11 protein-coding genes are annotated in these 19,863 nt (G+C 31.5%); 9 read left to right on the top strand and 2 right to left on the bottom strand.

Annotation, left to right across the window (positions count from 1 at the left end):
• Window positions 1-1,587, bottom strand: a complete 1,587-nt coding sequence (locus Q0776_RS11680) for an aldehyde dehydrogenase (NADP(+)) (RefSeq protein WP_298368379.1) — start codon at window positions 1,585-1,587, stop codon at window positions 1-3.
• 235 nt (window positions 1,588-1,822) lie between these two features.
• On the opposite strand from Q0776_RS11680, the gene Q0776_RS11675 reads away from it, so the two are divergent.
• Complete coding sequence (locus tag Q0776_RS11675) at window positions 1,823-2,665, top strand: helix-turn-helix transcriptional regulator (protein ID WP_298368376.1); 843 nt, start codon at window positions 1,823-1,825, stop codon at window positions 2,663-2,665.
• A 9-nt stretch (window positions 2,666-2,674) separates the two neighbouring features.
• Here the strand turns inward: Q0776_RS11675 and Q0776_RS11670 are convergent, their stop codons facing one another.
• Window positions 2,675-3,031, bottom strand: coding sequence for an MmcQ/YjbR family DNA-binding protein (locus tag Q0776_RS11670; protein ID WP_298368374.1), 357 nt, complete (start codon window positions 3,029-3,031; stop codon window positions 2,675-2,677).
• A 260-nt stretch (window positions 3,032-3,291) separates the two neighbouring features.
• Between Q0776_RS11670 and Q0776_RS11665 the strand changes: the two genes are divergently transcribed.
• From Q0776_RS11665 to Q0776_RS11630, 8 genes are all read left to right on the top strand, one after another.
• Window positions 3,292-6,426, top strand: coding sequence for a TonB-dependent receptor (locus tag Q0776_RS11665; RefSeq protein WP_298368372.1), 3,135 nt, complete (start codon window positions 3,292-3,294; stop codon window positions 6,424-6,426).
• A 56-nt stretch (window positions 6,427-6,482) separates the two neighbouring features.
• Window positions 6,483-8,261, top strand: coding sequence for a RagB/SusD family nutrient uptake outer membrane protein (locus tag Q0776_RS11660; RefSeq protein ID WP_298368369.1), 1,779 nt, complete (start codon window positions 6,483-6,485; stop codon window positions 8,259-8,261).
• A gap of 53 nt (window positions 8,262-8,314) precedes the next feature.
• On the top strand, window positions 8,315-9,943 hold the full coding sequence (locus tag Q0776_RS11655; protein ID WP_298368366.1) for a hypothetical protein: 1,629 nt from the start codon (window positions 8,315-8,317) through the stop codon (window positions 9,941-9,943).
• 170 nt (window positions 9,944-10,113) lie between these two features.
• Window positions 10,114-10,941 (top strand): T9SS type A sorting domain-containing protein, encoded by an 828-nt coding sequence (locus tag Q0776_RS11650; protein WP_298368364.1) that lies wholly within the window; start codon window positions 10,114-10,116, stop codon window positions 10,939-10,941.
• Window positions 10,942-11,144: 203 nt separating this feature from the next.
• Window positions 11,145-12,698: an alpha-L-fucosidase gene (locus tag Q0776_RS11645; RefSeq protein ID WP_298368362.1), complete on the top strand. Its 1,554-nt coding sequence runs from the start codon at window positions 11,145-11,147 to the stop codon at window positions 12,696-12,698.
• 83 nt (window positions 12,699-12,781) lie between these two features.
• Entirely contained in the window at window positions 12,782-15,013 is a 2,232-nt protein-coding gene (locus Q0776_RS11640) for a glycoside hydrolase family 3 C-terminal domain-containing protein (RefSeq protein WP_298368359.1), read from the top strand.
• Between the two features lie 167 nt (window positions 15,014-15,180).
• Window positions 15,181-18,102 carry a glycoside hydrolase family 2 TIM barrel-domain containing protein gene (locus Q0776_RS11635; protein WP_298368356.1) on the top strand — a complete coding sequence of 974 codons (2,922 nt, stop codon included), beginning with the start codon at window positions 15,181-15,183 and terminating at the stop codon, window positions 18,100-18,102.
• A 109-nt stretch (window positions 18,103-18,211) separates the two neighbouring features.
• Complete coding sequence (locus Q0776_RS11630) at window positions 18,212-19,792, top strand: alpha-L-fucosidase (RefSeq protein WP_298368354.1); 1,581 nt, start codon at window positions 18,212-18,214, stop codon at window positions 19,790-19,792.
• Window positions 19,793-19,863: the final 71 nt, after the last annotated feature.

The raw sequence follows: 19,863 nt of genomic DNA, 5'->3' as shown, positions 1-19,863 counted from the left end.
TTATTGAATTGACTTTTTCGAATATTCTCCATCAATAATTCTTAAAATATTTAATGGATTTTCATTTTTTAATTCATTTGGTAACAAATTATTTGGCCAGTTTTGATAGCAAACAGATCGTACCCAACGTTTTATTGAATGTGCTCCTACAGCAGTAAACCGGCTGTCTGTTGTTGCAGGATATGGACCGCCATGAACCATTGAGTCACAAACTTCTACGCCAGTTGGAACTCCATTAAAAATGAGTCGGCCAACACGTTGTTTTAATAAGTTAATTAAATTGGTGTAATTTTCTTGTTCGTTGTTGCTAGCTAAAATAGTTCCTGTAAGTTGTCCTTCCAAGTTTGATATACAATTCTCAAGTTCGTGTAAATCTTCACATTGCACTATCATAGAAAAAGGACCAAATACTTCTTGGTGTAGATTTGGATTTTTTAAAAAAGCTTTCCCATTAATAGTTGCAATTGTATGTTTTCCAAAATTATCGGAAATAATACCTTTATTTTCAAAACTTACAGCAACATTCTTGTTTTTAAGTACGTTATTTTTATTTTTATTAAATGCCTCAAATATTTTTGGGTGAAGCATACAAGTTGGAGCTATTTTTTTAACTTCTTCAATTAATACATTTATAAATTTAGAAAGTGATTCGCTTTTTATTCCAAATATTAAACCAGGATTTGTACAAAATTGACCAGCTCCATTAGTTATTGATTGTGAATAGGTTTTAGCCCAGTGTTTATAATTATTTTCAACTGCGTTTGGAAATAGTATCACGGGGTTTACACTTCCCATTTCTGCAAATACAGGAATTGGTTCGTTTCGTTTAGATGCTAAATTATACAAAGCTCTTCCTCCATTTAAGCTTCCTGTAAATCCAACTGCTTTTATAGCTGTATGTTTTACTAAAAATTCGCCAACTTCATTACCGCTACTATTTAAATTTGAAAACACACCATTTGGCATTCCAGTTTTTTCGGCAGCATTAATAATTGCAGAAGCTACTAATTCACCTGTTCCAGTATGCATTGGATGCGATTTTACAATAACCGGGCAACCTGCGGCCAGCGCCGATGCAGTATCGCCTCCTGCAGTTGAATAAGCTAAAGGAAAGTTACTTGCTCCAAAAACAACAATTGGTCCTATAGGCGTTAACAATTTTCTAATATCACTTTTAGGAATTGGAACCCTACTTGGTTTAGCTGTGTCAATTGAAGCTTCTACCCAACTACCGTCTTTTACTAATTTGGCAAAAGTTTGCAACTGAAATAGTGTTCTTTCTCGCTCTGCAATAGCTCTTTCTTTTGATAAACCTGATTCTGAGCAATAGGTATCTATTAACTCTTCATCTAGTTTTATTATTTCGTTAGCAATTTCAAATAAAAAAATGCTTTTATCTATTCCTGAAGTTAATTGAAATTGTTCAAAAGCTTTAGTAGCTAAATCAATTGCATGTTCTATTTCAATAGTGCTAGCTTCGAAAAAAACAGTTTTGTTTTCTACATTTTTTAAAGGATTAAATGTTTTAAATGTTTTTGTTCCCGAGGAAGCACGAAGATTTCCTATGTAATTTTTACCAGTTATCATATTAGTTTTCTAGTAATATTAATTCCATTAAAAATGTATGTACGATTTTTGATAATAAACGTAAAAATGTTAATTAATGAATCTTTATTTTGTGAATGAACAAATTTAAACAATATTAGCGTTTTGTTTTCTAATTTATAAGCCAATTTTACTAGGAAATGTTTGTAATTAATATTATTTTATCCTATTGTGGTATTTATTTTGAAAATTAGATTAATTTTGCGATGATAAATTTATGAAAGTTTTACCATTTAAAATACCGAAACCAGAAAATGTAACCCTGTACTTACAGCATTACAAGGGCGAATCTTTTTATGAGAAATTACACCAACATAAGGAGATTCAGATTAGTGTTGTTTTAAAAGGTGAAGGAACTTTTATAATAGGTGATTGTGTTGGTACATTTAAAGAGCAAGATATTTTTGTGCTTGGAGAAAATTTACCTCACGTATTTAAAAGAGATGCCTCTTGCGTTAAAGAAACGGAGATGGTTACCTTGTTTTTTGCTAAAAATGCTTTTGGAGAACTTTTTTTTAGTTTACCTGAGTTTGAAAATTTTAAAAAGTTTTTTGAAAAATCAGATTTAGGCTATAAAGTACTTTCAAACAAAACAGAACTCTCAAATTTAATGTCTGGTATTGGATTACTTCCAAAATACAATCAATTTATATCATTTTTAGAAATTCTTCGATTAATATCAGAATCTGAAAAACAAAAATTATCATCTTTAATAAATTTAAAGAAGTACGCAGGAGATGAAGGAAAACGTATGAGTGATATTTTTCAATACACAATGAATAATTTTCAAAAAGAGGTAAGCCTACAAGATGTTGCAGATATTGCTAATATGACACCAAATGCATTTTGTAGATATTTTAAACAGCGAACAAATAAAACTTTTGTAAATTTTTTAATTGATATTAGAATTGGAAATGCTTGTAAACTCTTGGCTAAGAAAAACGATTTAAGTATAACAGAAATTTCATATAAATCAGGATTTAATAATTTAGCTAATTTTAATAGAAAATTTAAAGCTATAAAAGGAATAACACCATCCGATTATAGAAAAAAACATTAAATTTTAGTTTTAAATAAATCCTAATTCTTTTTGTCTTTTTTTTGAAAGACCCTTAACAACCAAATCATAAGAATGATCAATTAGTTCTTTTATTAGCGAACTAGACAAATTGCCGTCAATTTGTATAGTATTCCAGTGTTTCTTACTCATATGGTATCCTGCAGTAACCTCATTATAAAGGTCTCGTAATTCTATTGATTTTTCAGGATTACATTTTAAATTAACCGAGATTGGTTTGTTTTCCAGTCCTGTTAAAGCAAACATTTTTTTGTCCACTTTAAATACTAAAGTGTGTTGATCGAACGGAAAAGATTCTGTAACATGTGCTTTTCTTAAGCAGTAGTCTCGAAATTCTTCAATATTCATAATGGGCTTTTTTTAGTGTGTTTATTGGTTAAAAATAGTAATAATTTTCAAGTTAAATACTCCTGTATTCCCTTTAAGGGCTTCAGTTTTAATAATTTTTGTGAAAAATTGATAAGTTACTTAATTTGTGTGTTTTCCTTGTAAATTAGCTTGTTGAGGCTAAAAAATCATCCAATAGTTTTGTTTATTAGGACGATTGTTTCCCTTTAAGTGTTAAAGAATGTTAAAATTTGTAGCATCAAACTTAAAACAATAATAATATGAAATTCAATTTACTTGTTAATTGGAAACTCAAAGCTTATTTCGTAACGTTTATGTTATTTCTTAGCTTTAGTACAATTCAAGCACAATCTGTAACCGTGAAGGGTACAGTTACTGGAGATGGACAACCACTGCCAGGTGTGAGTGTTCTTGTTAAAGGAACATCGAACGGAGCAGTTACTGATTTTGATGGTAACTACGAGATTAAGGCGAATTCAAGCGATGTACTTATTTATAGTTACATTGGTTTTGACATTCAAGAGATTAAAATTAATGGAAGAACAAGCATTAATGTAGTGCTTAAAACAAATGTTGCAGCTTTAGAAGAGGTTGTAGTAATTGGGTATGGTACTCAGGTTAAAAAAGAAGTAACTGGTGCTGTTGTTCAAATTAAATCTGATGAATTAGCTAAAACGGCAACCTCAGATATTAACTCAGCTTTACAAGGGCAAATTGCAGGGGTAACAGTTGTTGCTAGTGATGGTTCTCCTGGTTCTGAAGCAAACGTTATGATTCGTGGTCTTACCTCTATTAATGGTGCAAACAAACCATTATATGTTGTAGATGGAATTCCTTTTGAAGGAGATCCTAAATTAAGTGTTAACGAAATTGAAAGTATTGATGTATTAAAAGATGCCGCTTCAGCTGCAATTTATGGTACTCGTGGTGCTGCCGGTGTAATTTTAGTTACTACTAAAAAAGGTAAAGAAGGTACTATGAAAATTAGTGCTAATGGCTATTATGGTATTCAAAACATTACTTCAGGTATTGCAATTATGGATAGAGAAGACCTATTATATTCTCACTTCTTACAATCTTGGGCGGTAAATGGAAATGTATACGGAAATACTTGGCATAGTGCAGAGCAAAATCCAAGTCAGTTAACAAACAATACTAATATTGTTGATTTTATTGAAAATGATTCTGCACCAATTGAAAATTATAGTTTAATGTTATCAGGTGGTAAAGCCGGTTTAACATATAATATTTCTGGTAACTTCTTTAGACAAGAAGGAACAATTATCAATTCTGGATATGAAAGATTTAACGTAAGATCTAATTCACAACTTAAAAAAGGAAATTGGAATATTACAAGTGGTTTATCATTTAGAGTTGAAGATAAGCAACATGCACCTTGGGGTATTTTAGCTGATGCTTATAGATATAAAGCTTTACAAGTAGATTTAGAAGATAACTTAGAGTCTATTGAAGATGCAGGAGATGGTAGTGCAGCTAGTAACTTATCTTACTTAGGTACAAAATTATTACAAGAAGATAATTCAGAGACTCAGTATTTTGATGGAAGATTAAGTGCAGCTTATAGTTTTAATAAAAACTTAAAGATTACCTCTAGAATATCTGCTGGTTGGGAAAATTCAACTAGGATAACTCTTAATCCTCAATTCGTTGCATATGACTGGGAAGGTGAAGCTTTACCAGGAGATCAATCGAAGATTCGTAATTTTTCTTCTAACTCAAAAAGGTTTTCTTGGGAAAATATTGTAAATTGGCAAAAATCATTTGGTGATCACAATTTAAATTTTGTAGGTGTGTATTCGGCTGAAAGATATAGTTATACATCATTTTTCGCTCAAAAATTTGATATTAATAGTAATGATATTACTGTTTTAAATGGAGCAACAGGTGATTCTTTAGCAGGTTCAGGTACTGGGCAATGGGGACAAGATAGAGAAAACACCCTTATTGGTATGTTAGCTCGTTTACAATACAATTACCAAGGGAAATATTTACTAAGTGCAAGTGTACGTAGAGATGGTTCTTCAAGGTTTAAGAATGATTATTGGGGAGTTTTCCCATCATTCTCTGCAGGTTGGAATGTAAGTGATGAAAATTTCTTTCAACCACTAAAAAATGCAATTTCATCTTTTAAAATTAGAGCAAGTTATGGTACAACAGGTAACCAAGGTATTGCAGATTATGCGTTCGCTTCTACTATTGTATTAGAGAACGATTATGTATTTGGAAATGGTGATGACCAAAATTTGGTAACAGGTGCAATTCAGCAGTCTTATGCAAATGAATTAGTGAGTTGGGAAACTTCAATTTCACAAAATATTGGTTTTGATTTGTCATTCATGAAAAACAGATTAACGTTTGCCGCAGATTTTTATAAAACAAATAAAGAAGATATGTTATTTCCTGTAACATTACCACCTTCTGTTGGTGCTGGAGACGGTAATGATGCAGCAGTTGTATTAAATGTTGGTGATATGGAAAATAATGGTACTGAATTAGCTTTAAACTACCGTAATAAAGGTAAAGTAAGATGGAATGCTGGTTTAAACTATACGCGTAATACAAATAAAGTTACGAAAATGACTGGGGCAAATAAAATTATTTATTTTACAAATAGTAATATTTCTGGTACTTCAAATGACCGTGATTATGTATCTGTATTGGCAGAAGGATATGAAGGTGGTGCATTTTTCTTAATTAAAACTGACGGAGTTATTCAAAGTCAAGAAGAGTTAGATGCTTATTTAACTGAATACCCTACTAGTCAAGCCAAATTAGGAGATTTGAGATTGATCGATGCATTAACAGTTGATACTGATGGTGATGGTGTTGCTGATGCAGGTGATGGAGTTATTGATGTAAATGATCAACAGTATATGGGTAGTGGTACACCAGAATTTGAAATAGGTTTTAATTCTTCTATTTCTTATAAAAACTTTGATGTATCTGCACAAATTTATGGTGCTTTTGGAGGAGAGATAATGAATGGTAGTAGAGCGGCAGCTTTTCAAAATGGAAATGCGCTAGATTTAGTTTACCAATGGTCTCCTCAAAATCCAACTTCTGAAATTCCAGTATTTAGAGGTCAATCTACACATAACAATGTTAGAGGTAGAAATGATTTTTGGTTAGAAGATGGAACATATGTTAGGTTACGTAATATTACTGTAGGATATAGTTTTCCTAAAAAGGTAATTGAAAAAATAAATCTTTCTAAACTAAGATTTTATGTTGCAGGTCAGAATTTAATTACATTAACTGACTATACAGGTTATGATCCTGAGGTAGGAAACAATGGTTTAAGTACAAGAGGTATTGATAAAGGTACTTATCCTGTTAGTTCTCAAGTAAGAGCTGGTGTTCAATTAGAATTTTAATCTAGAGCTTTATTATGAAAACAATAGATAAAAAAATTCAAAAAAAATATTTTAAGATGAAGAATAAAATAATAAGCAAACTAACCATAGTATTGTTTATGGTTGGTGTAATGGTTAGTTGTTCAGAAGATTTTCTAGAACAATCAAACCCAAACCAATTATCTACAGATAGTTTTTGGAAAACAGTAGATGACCTAAATACAGGGCTTGTAGCTACCTATAAATCATTTAGTAGTGATAATAATTATAAATTATTAAACGAACTTGTAAGAAGTGATATTGCTTGGGGAACAGGATATCAAAGACCATTTAATACAAATGAGTATTATTTGCAAACATTTAACGAAGCGTCTAAAGACCCAGTTCAAAAATGGTCTCAATTGTATACTACAATTTTTAGAGCAAATCAAGTTATTGAAGCTTGTGCAAATTTAAAAGGTACATTGCCAAACGCAGACAAAGAAGCTGAAGCAGTTGTAATAGATGGTCAAGCACGTTTTATAAGAGGATTTGCATATTTTATATTGAATGAATCTTTTAATAATGGAGAAGTAATTATTTGGGATAAAGTGCCTGGTGGTGAAGATGGATTCTATAAAGATTTAAGTACATCACAACAAGTTAAAGATTTTTACCGTGCAGATTTAGAATTTGCCAAAGCAAACCTACCTGCAACATGGGAGGGAAGAGAAAAAGGAAGAATTACTGCTGGAGCTGCTGCTGCAGTTTTAGGTCAGTCTTATTTATTTGAAAATGACTTCCCTACAGCGGCTACTTATTTTGCAGATGTAATTAACAATTATGGATATTCATTAACTCCAAATATTGGTAGTAACTTCACTACAATGGATGAATTAAATGAGGAATCTATTTTAGAAATTGTACGTTCTACAGATTATAAAAATGAATTGAATGAATGGGATTGGAGAGATACAGGAGCAACATCAATTCAGCAACAACTTACACCAATCCAAGGATGGTGGGGAGGAGTTGCCGCTAACTGGTTAATTAAAGAATACAGAAATGATCCTATGGATTATTCTGATCCTAGAAATATCATTACAGAAGAAGATGGTACACAACGTTTTAGAAAATTTAGTTTAAGAACATCTTGGTCTGTTGCTATTGTAGATGATGTAGATATGGAATACTATGGGTATAAAACTACTGGAGAAGCTGCAAACTTTAATGTGAATATGACTTGTTTCTGGAGAAAACATACAAATTGGGATTTAGGATTTGAAAGTGAAAACGCATTGTCTCCTGGAAAAGTGAGAAGTGGTGTTAACCAACGTTTAATTAGACTTGCTGAAATTTACTTACAATATGCAGAGTGTATGATTGAGATGGGTAACGTAGATGAAGCAATGCTTTATATTAACAAGGTAAGAAGACGTTCTGGACTTCAATTATTAGGTTTAGTAGGTACAGGAGAATATCCATTAAATGACCATGATAATAAAGCATATGATGCACAAAGTTTAATGGACCATTTAAGATTTAAAGAATATCCATTAGAAATGTCTTGTGAAGGTCATGGATTATCTAGAAATGTTGATTTAAGAAGATGGGGTATTAAAAAACAACGTTTCCAAGAACTTGCAGCACGAAGATATAGATCTGAACATTATGTGGTTACAAAAGAAGATGGTACAACTGCTACACGTTGGAACTCTATTGTATTAGAAGTAGATCCAAGTGATCCTGACGCTATGGATAATTGGAATGAGTTCCAAGAAGCAGCAGTAAATTATGTTGAAAGTGAACACGCATATTGGAAATTACCAAATAGTGAAGTTATTACTAATCCAATAATTGGTGGTACGGAAGAATAATCTTGCAAAGATTTCTTTTAATACAATTTATATATTAAAATAAAATGAAAAACATGAAAAATAAAATATTATTAGCCTTTGCATTTTTAGCAGTCTTTATTGGTTGTGACGATGACGAATATGAGGCGCCTAACTCATTTTCAGATGTTGGGTTTTATACAGGTTTAGGACAACAAAGCGATACTTTGCTATTAAATGTTTTCGACTATTTAACATTCTCTGATTTATCTCAAGGATATTTGGAACATAGTTGGATGATTGATAAAGGAAATAACTTTCTTGAAGGGCCAATTAATAGTAGAGATTCTATTTTAGAACAGTTTATTATTTACCCTGGTGACACTGTAACAGAAGATGAAACAATCCATGTATTGTTTAACAATCCTGGATTTCAAAAAGTGAGACTTTATGACGTTTTTAAGGACTCTGTTACCTTTAGAGGAAATAAGTGGTCCGATGCCCTAGGTGCAAAGTTTGATTATACTAAGGCTGCAGAACGAGTTGGTGATTTATGGGTGATTGATACAACATTTGTTGTTAAGGTTTATGATACAATTGTTCCTGAAATAGAAGTTAGACAGTATGGTGCTGTTGTAGATCATACAAGTACAGATACTATTTATGTTGAAGCGGGAGATGTAGTTCAATTTATTGATAAAACTACTATTGGAGAGCCAACAGGAAGATACTGGTCTGTACGTAAAACATTAGCGCCAGGAGCTGTTTCTTCTCCTAATGATGTAGTTGCTCAAAGTAGCGAAGAAGTTGCAGACATGATATTTAAAAAACTTGGACATTTTACGGCAAGAGTTAGTGTAAACAGAACTGGGCAAAATTTACCTGGAGATGGTGAAACATATATAATTCCAGCACCTTTCAAAGTAATACCTTCATCAAAACCATTTGTTTTAACAGGAGCTATTAAAGAGTTGGAAGATGAAACAATTCAAATTCCTTTCAATGGTGAATTTGCTCCATTTTTAAATAAAGAAGAATTCTTTAAAATTACTGTAAATGGTGTTGATTTCCCTGTAAATTCTGTGTCAATTAATGCAGATGATGCAACAATTTTAGATATTAAGACAGATAAAATTTACAGACCAGATGTTATAACTATCTCATTATTAGAGGGAAGTGGAATAGAATCAACGGACACACGTACACCAGTTTCATTTACAGATGTAGCAGTAGTTATGCACGATGTAAACTTACTAAATATAGCTCAGGCTGGATTAGAAGATGGCGGTGGTGCTTGGACTAAACATTGGAGTAGTGATGGTACAGGTGAAGTTTCAAATGAAATGCCATTATCAGGAGATTATAGTATTAAATTAGATTTAGTACCAGGGCAAAAAGAAGCTTCAATGAGTACTCCGGCATCAGAATTTACACCAATTCTTAATAAAACAGGAGAGCCGTTTGTGGTAACTTGGAAAATGTTTATTACAGAAGATTCTGATACTGCAGGAAGAGCAATGGGATTATTTAGATTCCCTTCTTGGGCTCAAACTTGGGTGAATTTAGCTGATAAACCTAAAGGTGAATGGGTAACTGTAACAGGAGAGTTTAATGCGTCATCTATTACAGGGTTTTATTTAAGAATTATTCACGGTAGTTTAGCATCTGATTTAACTGTTTACTATGATGATTTCAAAGTAATAGAAAAAGAAGAGCGTCCATAACAAGTAGATTAAAGTTTGGATTTTTAAAGCCCATTTGTATAATTACAAATGGGCTTTTTAATTTATGATATAACCTTATTGTTATACTTTTTTAATTAATCGTTGCTATTTAAATTTGAATATTTTATCTATTCTTGTAAACAGTTGTCAACCAATCAATTATTTTTTTTATGAATCAGAAAATTTCTTTAGTACTTATAAAAAGGTTATTAATATTTGTTTTTTGCCTAGCGACTACAAATTTTACACATGCACAGTATTCACAAGATTTTGAATCATCCACGTTAACTCCTATAGTAAGGGCCGGTACAGATGCTCAAGCTACAGCAGTAAATGCCTCAAACCCAGTGACCAGTGGTATAAACACTAGTGCAACTGCGTTTCAAATTACATTGACTGATACAGCTCCTGGTTGGAGGTGGATTGCTATAAACAACCCAGGAGGAACTTATGGTTCTGCTAATGGGACTTTTTATAAATTCAAATTTTTCTCAGCAAATGAAACCTCTGTTAATATTCAGCTTGAGCCTTGGTTTAGTAGTATTCGATACATTACAGAAGTTCAAACTTTTACTGTAAGTTTAAATACTTGGTACGAGGTTGAATTTGATTTCTCAAATGCTTTGCTTCAATCGGATGGTGTAACTGCCGCTGGTGCAGAACCAGGTTATTTGAGTAGATTAGATTTTAAATTTAATGCCACAGGAACTTACGATGGAGACATTTATTATATTGATGATATTTTGCAATTATCATCATCAACTTTATCTATTGAAGATATTTCATTAAGACATATTAAAATGTATCCAAACCCTACAACTGGAAAGATTTTTATTTCTGATTTAAAAGATGTTGAAACCATAACTATCCATAATGTTTTAGGGCAAGAATTAAAAAGTTTTAGTGCTCTAGATTCTATAGATATTTCAGATCTATCGAAAGGAATATACTTTTTACAATCGAACAACGGTTTGAATAGAAAAATAATTAAAAATTAACTTACATAAATTTAGTTTTTTTATAAAGCTCGTAAATTTTACGAGCTTTTTTTATGGTTGTGAGTAAGCATTTATGAATAGCTTTATTATAAACCATAAATAACTCAATTGTTGTTAGTTTTTAAACAATAGTTTCTTTTTAATTGCTCAATTATAATGAAATTTACAGAATGAAATTATTAAAATAGAAAATCAACCAACAAATGAAACCAACCAAAGCACTAGTATTAAGTATCCTTGCTACACTTTTTCTTTTAGTATCATGTAACACAAGCGAAAAATCATCAAAAGAAACAGCTGATGTTAAGGAACAAAAACTAACTTATGAACCAAATTGGGAATCAATTAAAGAACATTATAAAGATCCAGAATGGTTTAATAAAACAAAATTTGGAATTTTTATTCATTGGGGAGCTTATACAGTTCCTGCTTATGGATCGGAATGGTATCCGAGACAAATGTACATGGATACTGCAAATTTTAATGCGCAATTAGGTACTGGATCAAAAGGTCCAACTAAAGAATTTTTACATCACAAGAAAAATTGGGGAGATCAAAAAACATTTGGTTACAAAGATTTTATTCCAATGTTTAAGGCAGAAAAATTTAACGCAAATGAATGGATTGATTTATTTAAAAAAGCTGGTGCTAAATATGTTATTCCTGTAGCCGATCATCACGATGGTTTTGCAATGTACAAATCTAATACTACACGTTGGAATGCCTATGATATGGGACCAAAAAGAGACGTATTAGGAGAGTTATTTAAAGCGGGTAGAGAAAAAGGAATGATAATGGGAACATCTTCTCATTTTGCGTTCAACTGGTCTTTCTACAATAAAAAAGATCATTTTGATACTACAGATCCTGAATATGCCGATTTATATTCTTCAAAAGGAAAAGATTTAAGAGAGCCTGTTTCAGATAAATTTAAAGAACGCTGGTGGGCAAGAACAAAAGATGTTATTGATAACTATCAACCAGATATTTTATGGTTCGATTTTTACTTAGACATTCCAGATTTTGCTGATATGAGACCTCAATTAGCTGCATACTATTACAATAAAGGAATTGAGTGGGGTAAAGAAGTTGTTTTACAAGATAAAAACTTTTCTCACGAAGCTTTTCCTGAAGGAACTGTTGTTTACGACTTAGAACGTGGAAAATTACCAGGTATTAGAAAATTGCCTTGGCAAACAGATACTTCAATTGGAAAAAACTCTTGGAGTTATGTAACTAACTGGAAATCTAAAACAGCAAATCAATTGGTTGACGATTTGGTTGATATTGTTTCTAAAAACGGATGTTTATTATTAAATGTAGGTCCTAAATCTGACGGAACTATTCCAGAAGATCAAAAAGAAATTTTATTGCAAATGGGAGATTGGTTAGCAATTAACGGTGAAGCAATTTACGATACTAAATATTGGAAAACTTTTGGTGAAGGTCCAACAGAAGTTAAAAAAGGACATCACTCTGAAGGTGGAAATGAAAATCTTTCGTCAAAAGATATTCGTTTTACACATAAAGGAAATAAATTATATGCCATTGCTTTAGATTGGCCAAAAGATGGAAAAGTAGTTATTACATCACTGGCAAAAAACTCTAAATACGTTAAAGATTTAAATATTAAAAACGTTAGTGTTTTAGGAAGTGATTCTAAAATAGAATGGAAACAAACTGATGAAGGATTAATTGTAAATATGCCTTCAGAAAAACCATGTGATTTCGCGTATACAATAAGTATTTCTATATAATAATTTTTTTGAATTGATTGTTTAAAAGGGGTACATTTACACATTAAATGTACCTTCTTTTATTTTAAAAAATATATCATAAAATGGCATTAAAAAAACTATCGTTAATTAGAAGCTATATTCTTGTTGCTTCAATTTCATTAGTAACACTTTACAGCTGTAACGAACCTACTAAAAACGATCAACCTAGTACTCAAGAACAAGAACAAGTACAAGCAAAATTTAAATGGCAAAATCTTTCACTTTCAAATGAAGAAAGAGTTGATTTATTAATTGCTGAAATGACTTTAGAGGAAAAAACATCTCAATTATTGGATATTTGTCCTCCAATTGAGCGTCTAGATATCCCAGAATATAATTGGTGGAATGAAGCATTACACGGTGTTGCTAGAAATGGTAGAGCGACAGTTTTTCCTCAAGCAATTGCATTTGGAGCTACTTTTGACGAGGAATTAATTTTAAGAGTTGGAACTGCAATTTCAGATGAAGCTAGAGCAAAATATAACGAGGCAATTAAAATTGACAATCGCAGCAGATATGCAGGTTTAACATTTTGGTCGCCAAACGTAAATATATTTAGAGATCCTCGCTGGGGTCGTGGTCAAGAAACTTATGGTGAAGATCCATTTCTTACTAGTAGAATTGGTGTAAACTTTGTAAAGGGTTTACAAGGAACCGATTCAAAATATATGAAAGCTGCGGCGTGCGCAAAACATTATGCGGTACATTCTGGTCCAGAAGAATTTAGACATGAATTTGATGCTGTTGTTAATAAAAAAGATTTATTTGAAACATATTTACCTGCATTTAAAGCTTTGGTAACAGAAGCAAATGTAGAAGGAGTTATGGGAGCTTATAATAGAACCTTGGGAGTTCCTTGTTGTGGTAGCCCATATTTATTACAAGATATTTTAAGAAAAGATTGGGGGTTTGATGGTTACATAGTTTCAGATTGTGGTGCTATTGGCGATTTTCATAAATTTCATAAGGTAACACAAACGGCTGAAGAATCTGCTGCATTGGCATTAAAAAGTGGTACAACTATTAACTGCGGAAATGTTTATAGTGTTTTAAAAAGTGCTTTAGAGCAAAAATTAATCACTATTGAATTAATAGACCAAAGATTGAAGGAAAGTTTATTAACACGTTTTAAATTAGGAATGTTTGATCCAATAGGTTCAAATCCATATGATAATATTACTTCAGAAGTTGTAGATTCAAAAAAACATAGAGAATTAGCAAAAGAAGTTGCTCAAAAATCTATTGTATTATTAAAAAACAAAAACAATGTATTACCTTTAAAAAAAGATACAAAAACTGTTTATGTTGTTGGGCCAAATGCTTCTAACGAAGAAGTTTTATTAGGAAATTATTACGGATTAACGAGTAGTACTCAAACTATTTTAGATGGTATTGTAAGTAAAGTAAGTCCAGGTACAAGTATCAATTACAAATCGGGTGTTCTACCTTTTAGAGATAATGTAAATCCTATTGACTGGACAACGGGTGAGGCCGGAGATGCAGATGTATGTATTGCCGTAATGGGAATTTCAGCATTATTAGAAGGTGAAGAAGGTGAAGCTTTAGCTTCTGGTGACAAAGGAGATAGAACAAGTATTAAATTACCAAAAAACCAAATAGATTTTATTAAAAGAATTAAAGCAAAAAGTAAAAAACCATTAGTATTAGTGTTAACAGGTGGAAGCCCAATTGCAATTCCTGAATTACACGAGCTAGTTGAAGCCGTATTGTTTGTTTGGTATCCAGGTGAAGAAGGTGGAAATGCTGTTGCTGATGTTTTATTTGGTGATGTTGCGCCTTCAGGAAAATTACCAATTACATTCCCTAAATCTGTAGATCAATTACCTCCATATATAGATTACAATATGAAAGGAAGAACGTATAAATATATGAGTAAAGAGCCATTGTATCCGTTTGGCTTTGGTTTATCATATACTTCTTTTGAATACAGTAACTTAAAAATTGACAATAATTTTAATGTAACTGCTCAAATTACAAATACTGGTAAAATTGATTCTGAAGAAGTTATTCAACTGTATATATCTTCACCTTTAGCAGGAGAAAAAGATCCTATTTATGATTTAAAATCGTTTAATCGCGAATTTATTAAAGCAGGAGAAACTAAAACTATTACATTTAATTTAACAAAAGAAACCTTTAATCAGTTTAATGATGAAGGTAAGGAAGTTATTAGAGAAGGAGAATATACCATTTATGTTGGTGGTTCTTTACCTTCACAAAGAAGTTTGGATTTAGGAGCTTCAAAATCAATTTCAATAAAAAAGAATTTTTAAACAGAACGTGTTAATTGTGAAAAAAGGAGGTGTTTTCATTAGAAATCATCTCTTTTTTGTTTAAATAAACAATTCATTTAAATTTTAAAACATATGTTGTATTCAATATCTGTAAAGATGAGTAAGTTTAATCTTCGAAATTTAATTATAAAACAATTCTAATAAATATGCGCAATATTATTCAAAAATCAATTTTATTATTTTTTTTGGTTTCGTTAATACCAGACTTAATTAGTCAAAATTTACCTTTTGGGTTTCCAAATACTGAAAGAACAAAATTAAATTTAAATCAAAATTGGAAATTTCATTTAGGAAATCCAGATGCAAAAAACTATGAAGTTTCTGTTGATGATTCTAATTGGGAATCTGTTACTGTACCACACACTCTAAAGCTAACATCACTTACATTGGATGGATTACAAGATGAAAAAACTCAATTAATTTTTCATAGAGAAGTTGGTTGGTACAGAAGAAATATTGAGATTAACAATACTTCAAAAAAAATATTTTTAGAGTTTGAAGGAGCTCACCAAGTTACAGACCTATGGGTAAACGGAAAACATGTTGGTCAGTTTGCAGTTGGTGGATACTCTCCGTTTCACTTCGACATTTCAAAGTTTGTAAACAAAGGAACTAATCAAATTACATTATTAGTTGACAACAGAAGAAACGAAATTATTCCTCCAGATCCGGGACCTTTTGATTATGTAAAATTCAGCGGATTGTACAGGGATGTTTATTTAGTTGAAACCAATCCTGTACATGTTACTTTTAATTGGGAAACGTTAAACTCTGGTGTAAACATAACTACTCCAACTATTGATGTGGTTAATAAAAATGCTGTAATTGATATTAAAACTTCGATAAAAAATGAAAATTCTACAGCTGTTAATTGTGAATTAGTTACTCGATTAATTAATAAAGAAGGATTGGTAGTTTTAAAACTAGTTGATAATTCAGAAATTAAAAGTGGACAAGAATTTCAATTTAACCAAATTGGAAGCATTGAAGATGATGTGCATTTTTGGGATATTGATACACCTTATTTATATCGAGTAAATAGCGTTGTGAAAATTGATGGAAAAGAAATTGATTTTGTTGAAAATAAAATTGGTTTAAGAAAATTTGAGCTAGATCCGGTGCGTGGTTTTGTATTAAATAACAAACCTATAAAACTAATTGGTGCAAATCGCCACCAACAATTTCCTTATATAGGAGATGCTGTTCCAAATACGCTTCATTATAAAGATCTGTTGCAGTTTAAAGAGTACGGCTTTAATATTGTTAGAACTGCACATTATCCACATGATAATGCTTTACTTGATGCTTGTGATGAATTAGGTATTTTGGCTTATGAAGAAGCTCCAACCTGGGTTTCAATATCGCAAAATGGTGCTTGGTGGGATAATCTTGAAAAAGCTGCTAGAATTTTAGTTAGAAACCATAGAAATCATCCTTCAATTGTTATGTGGGGAGCTGGTGTAAATCACCGTGGTTACGTACCTAGAGTACATAATACCATAAAACAAGAAGATCCAACCAGATTAACAGCATCACAAGGTGCACGTTGGACAGGTTGGCAAACTTCTGGTTTAACAGATATTAATGCAAATATGCTATATGGTCCATTTATTTGGGATAGAACAGAGCCTATGTTTGCAATGGAAGGAAGACACGGAGCAAAGGGTGTTGCTCCATATATGAGAGATCCTTTAATGACAGGAATAATTTCTTGGACGGCACACGCTTATTACACTTTTCATCCAACTCATGCTAGAGCAAACGATAAAGTTGACAGAACAAGAAGTGGTATGATGACTATTTTTAGATACCCAAGACCTGAATTAGATTGGTACAAAACCGAATTTAAAAAAGAGCCTTTTGTTAAAATAGTTGAAGATTGGAAAGAAGGAACTGAGGAAGTTACTGTTTATAGTAATGCTCCAGAAGTAGAATTATTATTAAATGGAAAATTAATAGATAAACTTAAACCAAGTGAAGATACAAGTTATGTTGGTTTAAAACACGCTCCTTTTCATTTTAAAAATATTAATTATGAAAAAGGTGAACTAGTTGCCAAAGCACATTTTAAGGGTGGAAAAGTAGCAGAGACCAAAAAATCCACACCAGGAAAGCCATACGCAATTCAATTAAAAATTGATTCAGAAGGAAGAACTTTTACTGCCGATAATAATGATATAATTGTGGCCTATGCAACTGTGGTGGATAAAAATGGGAGTACAGTTAGTGATTTTAAAGAAAAAATTAAGTTTTCTATAAAAGGAGATGCAACTATAATAGGAGATAAAACAGCTATAAATGCAAACCCAATGTTTACTGAATATGGTGTTGCTCCAGCATTAATAAGAGCGGGAAAAACTATTGGTGAAGTCACGGTAATTGCTAAATCAAAAGGATTAAAATCGGCCAGTTCCACTGTTTCACTTATTACAAATAATTTAAATGAAATTCAGAAAAATGCGAAACCTATTTACGATTTTACTAAAGAAAGAGTTGATTTAGGTGCTGCAGATCAATTATTACAATTTGGTTGGAATGCTTGGAACGGAAACGATGAAACTAAAAATGAATATTCTTTCAAAATTTTTAAAGGTGTTAAGGCAGAATTAAAAAATGGTTCTTCTAATGGAATTATACGTTGGTTAGGCGAAATGAATGTTATTGGAAAGTTTGGTTTTGCTTTTGGTGAAGGTGTTATTTCAATAGATAAAGATGGAATGAATTTAGAATTGAAAAATTTACCTAAAGGAATTTACAAACTAAAAAGTTGGCACCATGCTCCTAGAACAAATTCAGATTTAATGGATCCAAATCAAGAAACAATGCGAGCGCAATCAATTTATAAACTTCCTTATGAAAAAGAAGTAATGGTAACTTCAAGTTCATCAATTAATGGTAACAAGATAATATCAAAAATAACTGAAGGAAAAGAGATGCAATGGGATTTACCTGGAATATCAGAAATTATAATTAAAGCTGATGGAACTAACCCGGTAATTATTAATTTCAACGGAAAAGGAAATAAAGGTATATGGTTAAATGCCTTTGAATTAAGTGAATGGAAGTAGTTCAAATATAAACAAAAGATTTATATACAAATCAATTGTGCTAGTTATTAATTCAATTGTTCTAGTTCTATAAAGGATTGTATTATATTTTTGTGTAAAAATAAGTATTATGATTAAAAATTATTTAACAAATTTATTAGCTGTTGTAGCTTTAATATTACTGGTAATTTCTTGCGGAGATGCGAAAAAAGAAGAAGTAAAAGAAGAGCAAGTTCAGAGTAAGTATTCGGCAGATTGGGAATCGTTAAAAAAACATAAAACTCCAGATTGGTTTTTAGACGCTAAGTTTGGGATTTATTGTCATTGGGGTCCATATTCTGTGCCAGCACATGAAACTGAATGGTATGCACATTGGATGTATGTAAATGCAGATAATCCTGAAGCAAGAAAAGGTGAAGCACATGAAATTCATGATTACCATGTAAAAACTTATGGAACATTAGACAAGTTCGGTTACAAAGATTTTATTCCAATGTTTAAAGCAGAAAAATTTGATGCAGCAGAATGGGCAGATTTATTTGAAAAAGCAGGTGCAAAATTTGCTGGGCCAGTTTCTGAACACGCAGATGGTTTTGCTATGTGGGATAGTGATTTAACAGAATGGGATTCTAAAGATATGGGACCTAAACGTGATATTATGGGTGAATTATCTAAAGAAATTCGTAAGCGTGATATGAAATTTATTGCTACTTATCACCGTCACTGGTTATTTGGTTGGTACCCAACATGGGATGAAACTACTGATGCTTCAGACCCAAAATACGCCGGATTATATGGTCCTAAATTAAAAAAAGGAGATAATAAAATGCCAAAAAGTAAGCACCAACTTGATAATGGTGATACGAGTTATTATCCCGTAGGAGATAAAGAATTTAATGATGAATGGTTGAACAGATTAAAAGAAATCATTAATAAATATGATCCTGATTTAGTTTGGTTCGATAACAAAATGGATGTTATTAGTGAAGAACATAGAAAAGAGTTCTTAGAGTATTACTACAATCACGCCGAAAAAAATAATAAAGAAGTTGTGGCCACTTACAAATTTTACGACTTTGCGGAAGGTTCTGCAGTTTACGATTTGGAGCGTGCCAGAATGAGTGAAAAGAAAGATTTTCCTTGGTTGACAGATGACTCAATTGATTGGAAAGCTTGGTGCCATATAGATGACCCTAATTATAAAACAACTAATAGATTAATTGATTTTTTAGTGGATGTGGTTAGTAAAAATGGAGCTGTTTTATTAAATATTACTCCAAGAGCCGATGGAACAATTCCAGAACCCGTTAAAGAACGTTTATTAGAAATGGGTGAATGGTTAAAGGTTAATGGAGAAGCTATTTACGGAACCAGAACTTTTGATATTTATGGAGAAGGTGATGCTGAGGTTGTTGAAGGGCATTTAAGCGAACAGAAAAACGCAGATAATACAGCTAAGGATATTCGTTTTACTACAAAAGGAGACATACTTTATGCAATAGTTTTAGATTGGCCTAAAGGAAACGAATTTACTATTCATTCTTTCAAAGAAGGAAACAATTTATTAACTTCTGATATTGAATCAATTCAATTATTAGGAAGTGAAGGTAATTTAGAATTTAATAGAAATAATAAAGGTTTAACCATTAAACTTCCAAAAGAAAAAGTTGGAAATCATGCATTTTCTTTTAAAATTACACCGAAGAAATAAATAATTATAACCCTAAAGCCAATTAAGGTGTAACTAATATTTTTTAGTTACACCTTTTTTTTAACTAGCAT

The organism is uncultured Lutibacter sp. (assembly GCF_947495725.1).
In the GTDB taxonomy this organism is placed as follows: domain Bacteria; phylum Bacteroidota; class Bacteroidia; order Flavobacteriales; family Flavobacteriaceae; genus Lutibacter.
This window is presented reverse-complemented; position numbering and strand designations above follow the sequence as displayed.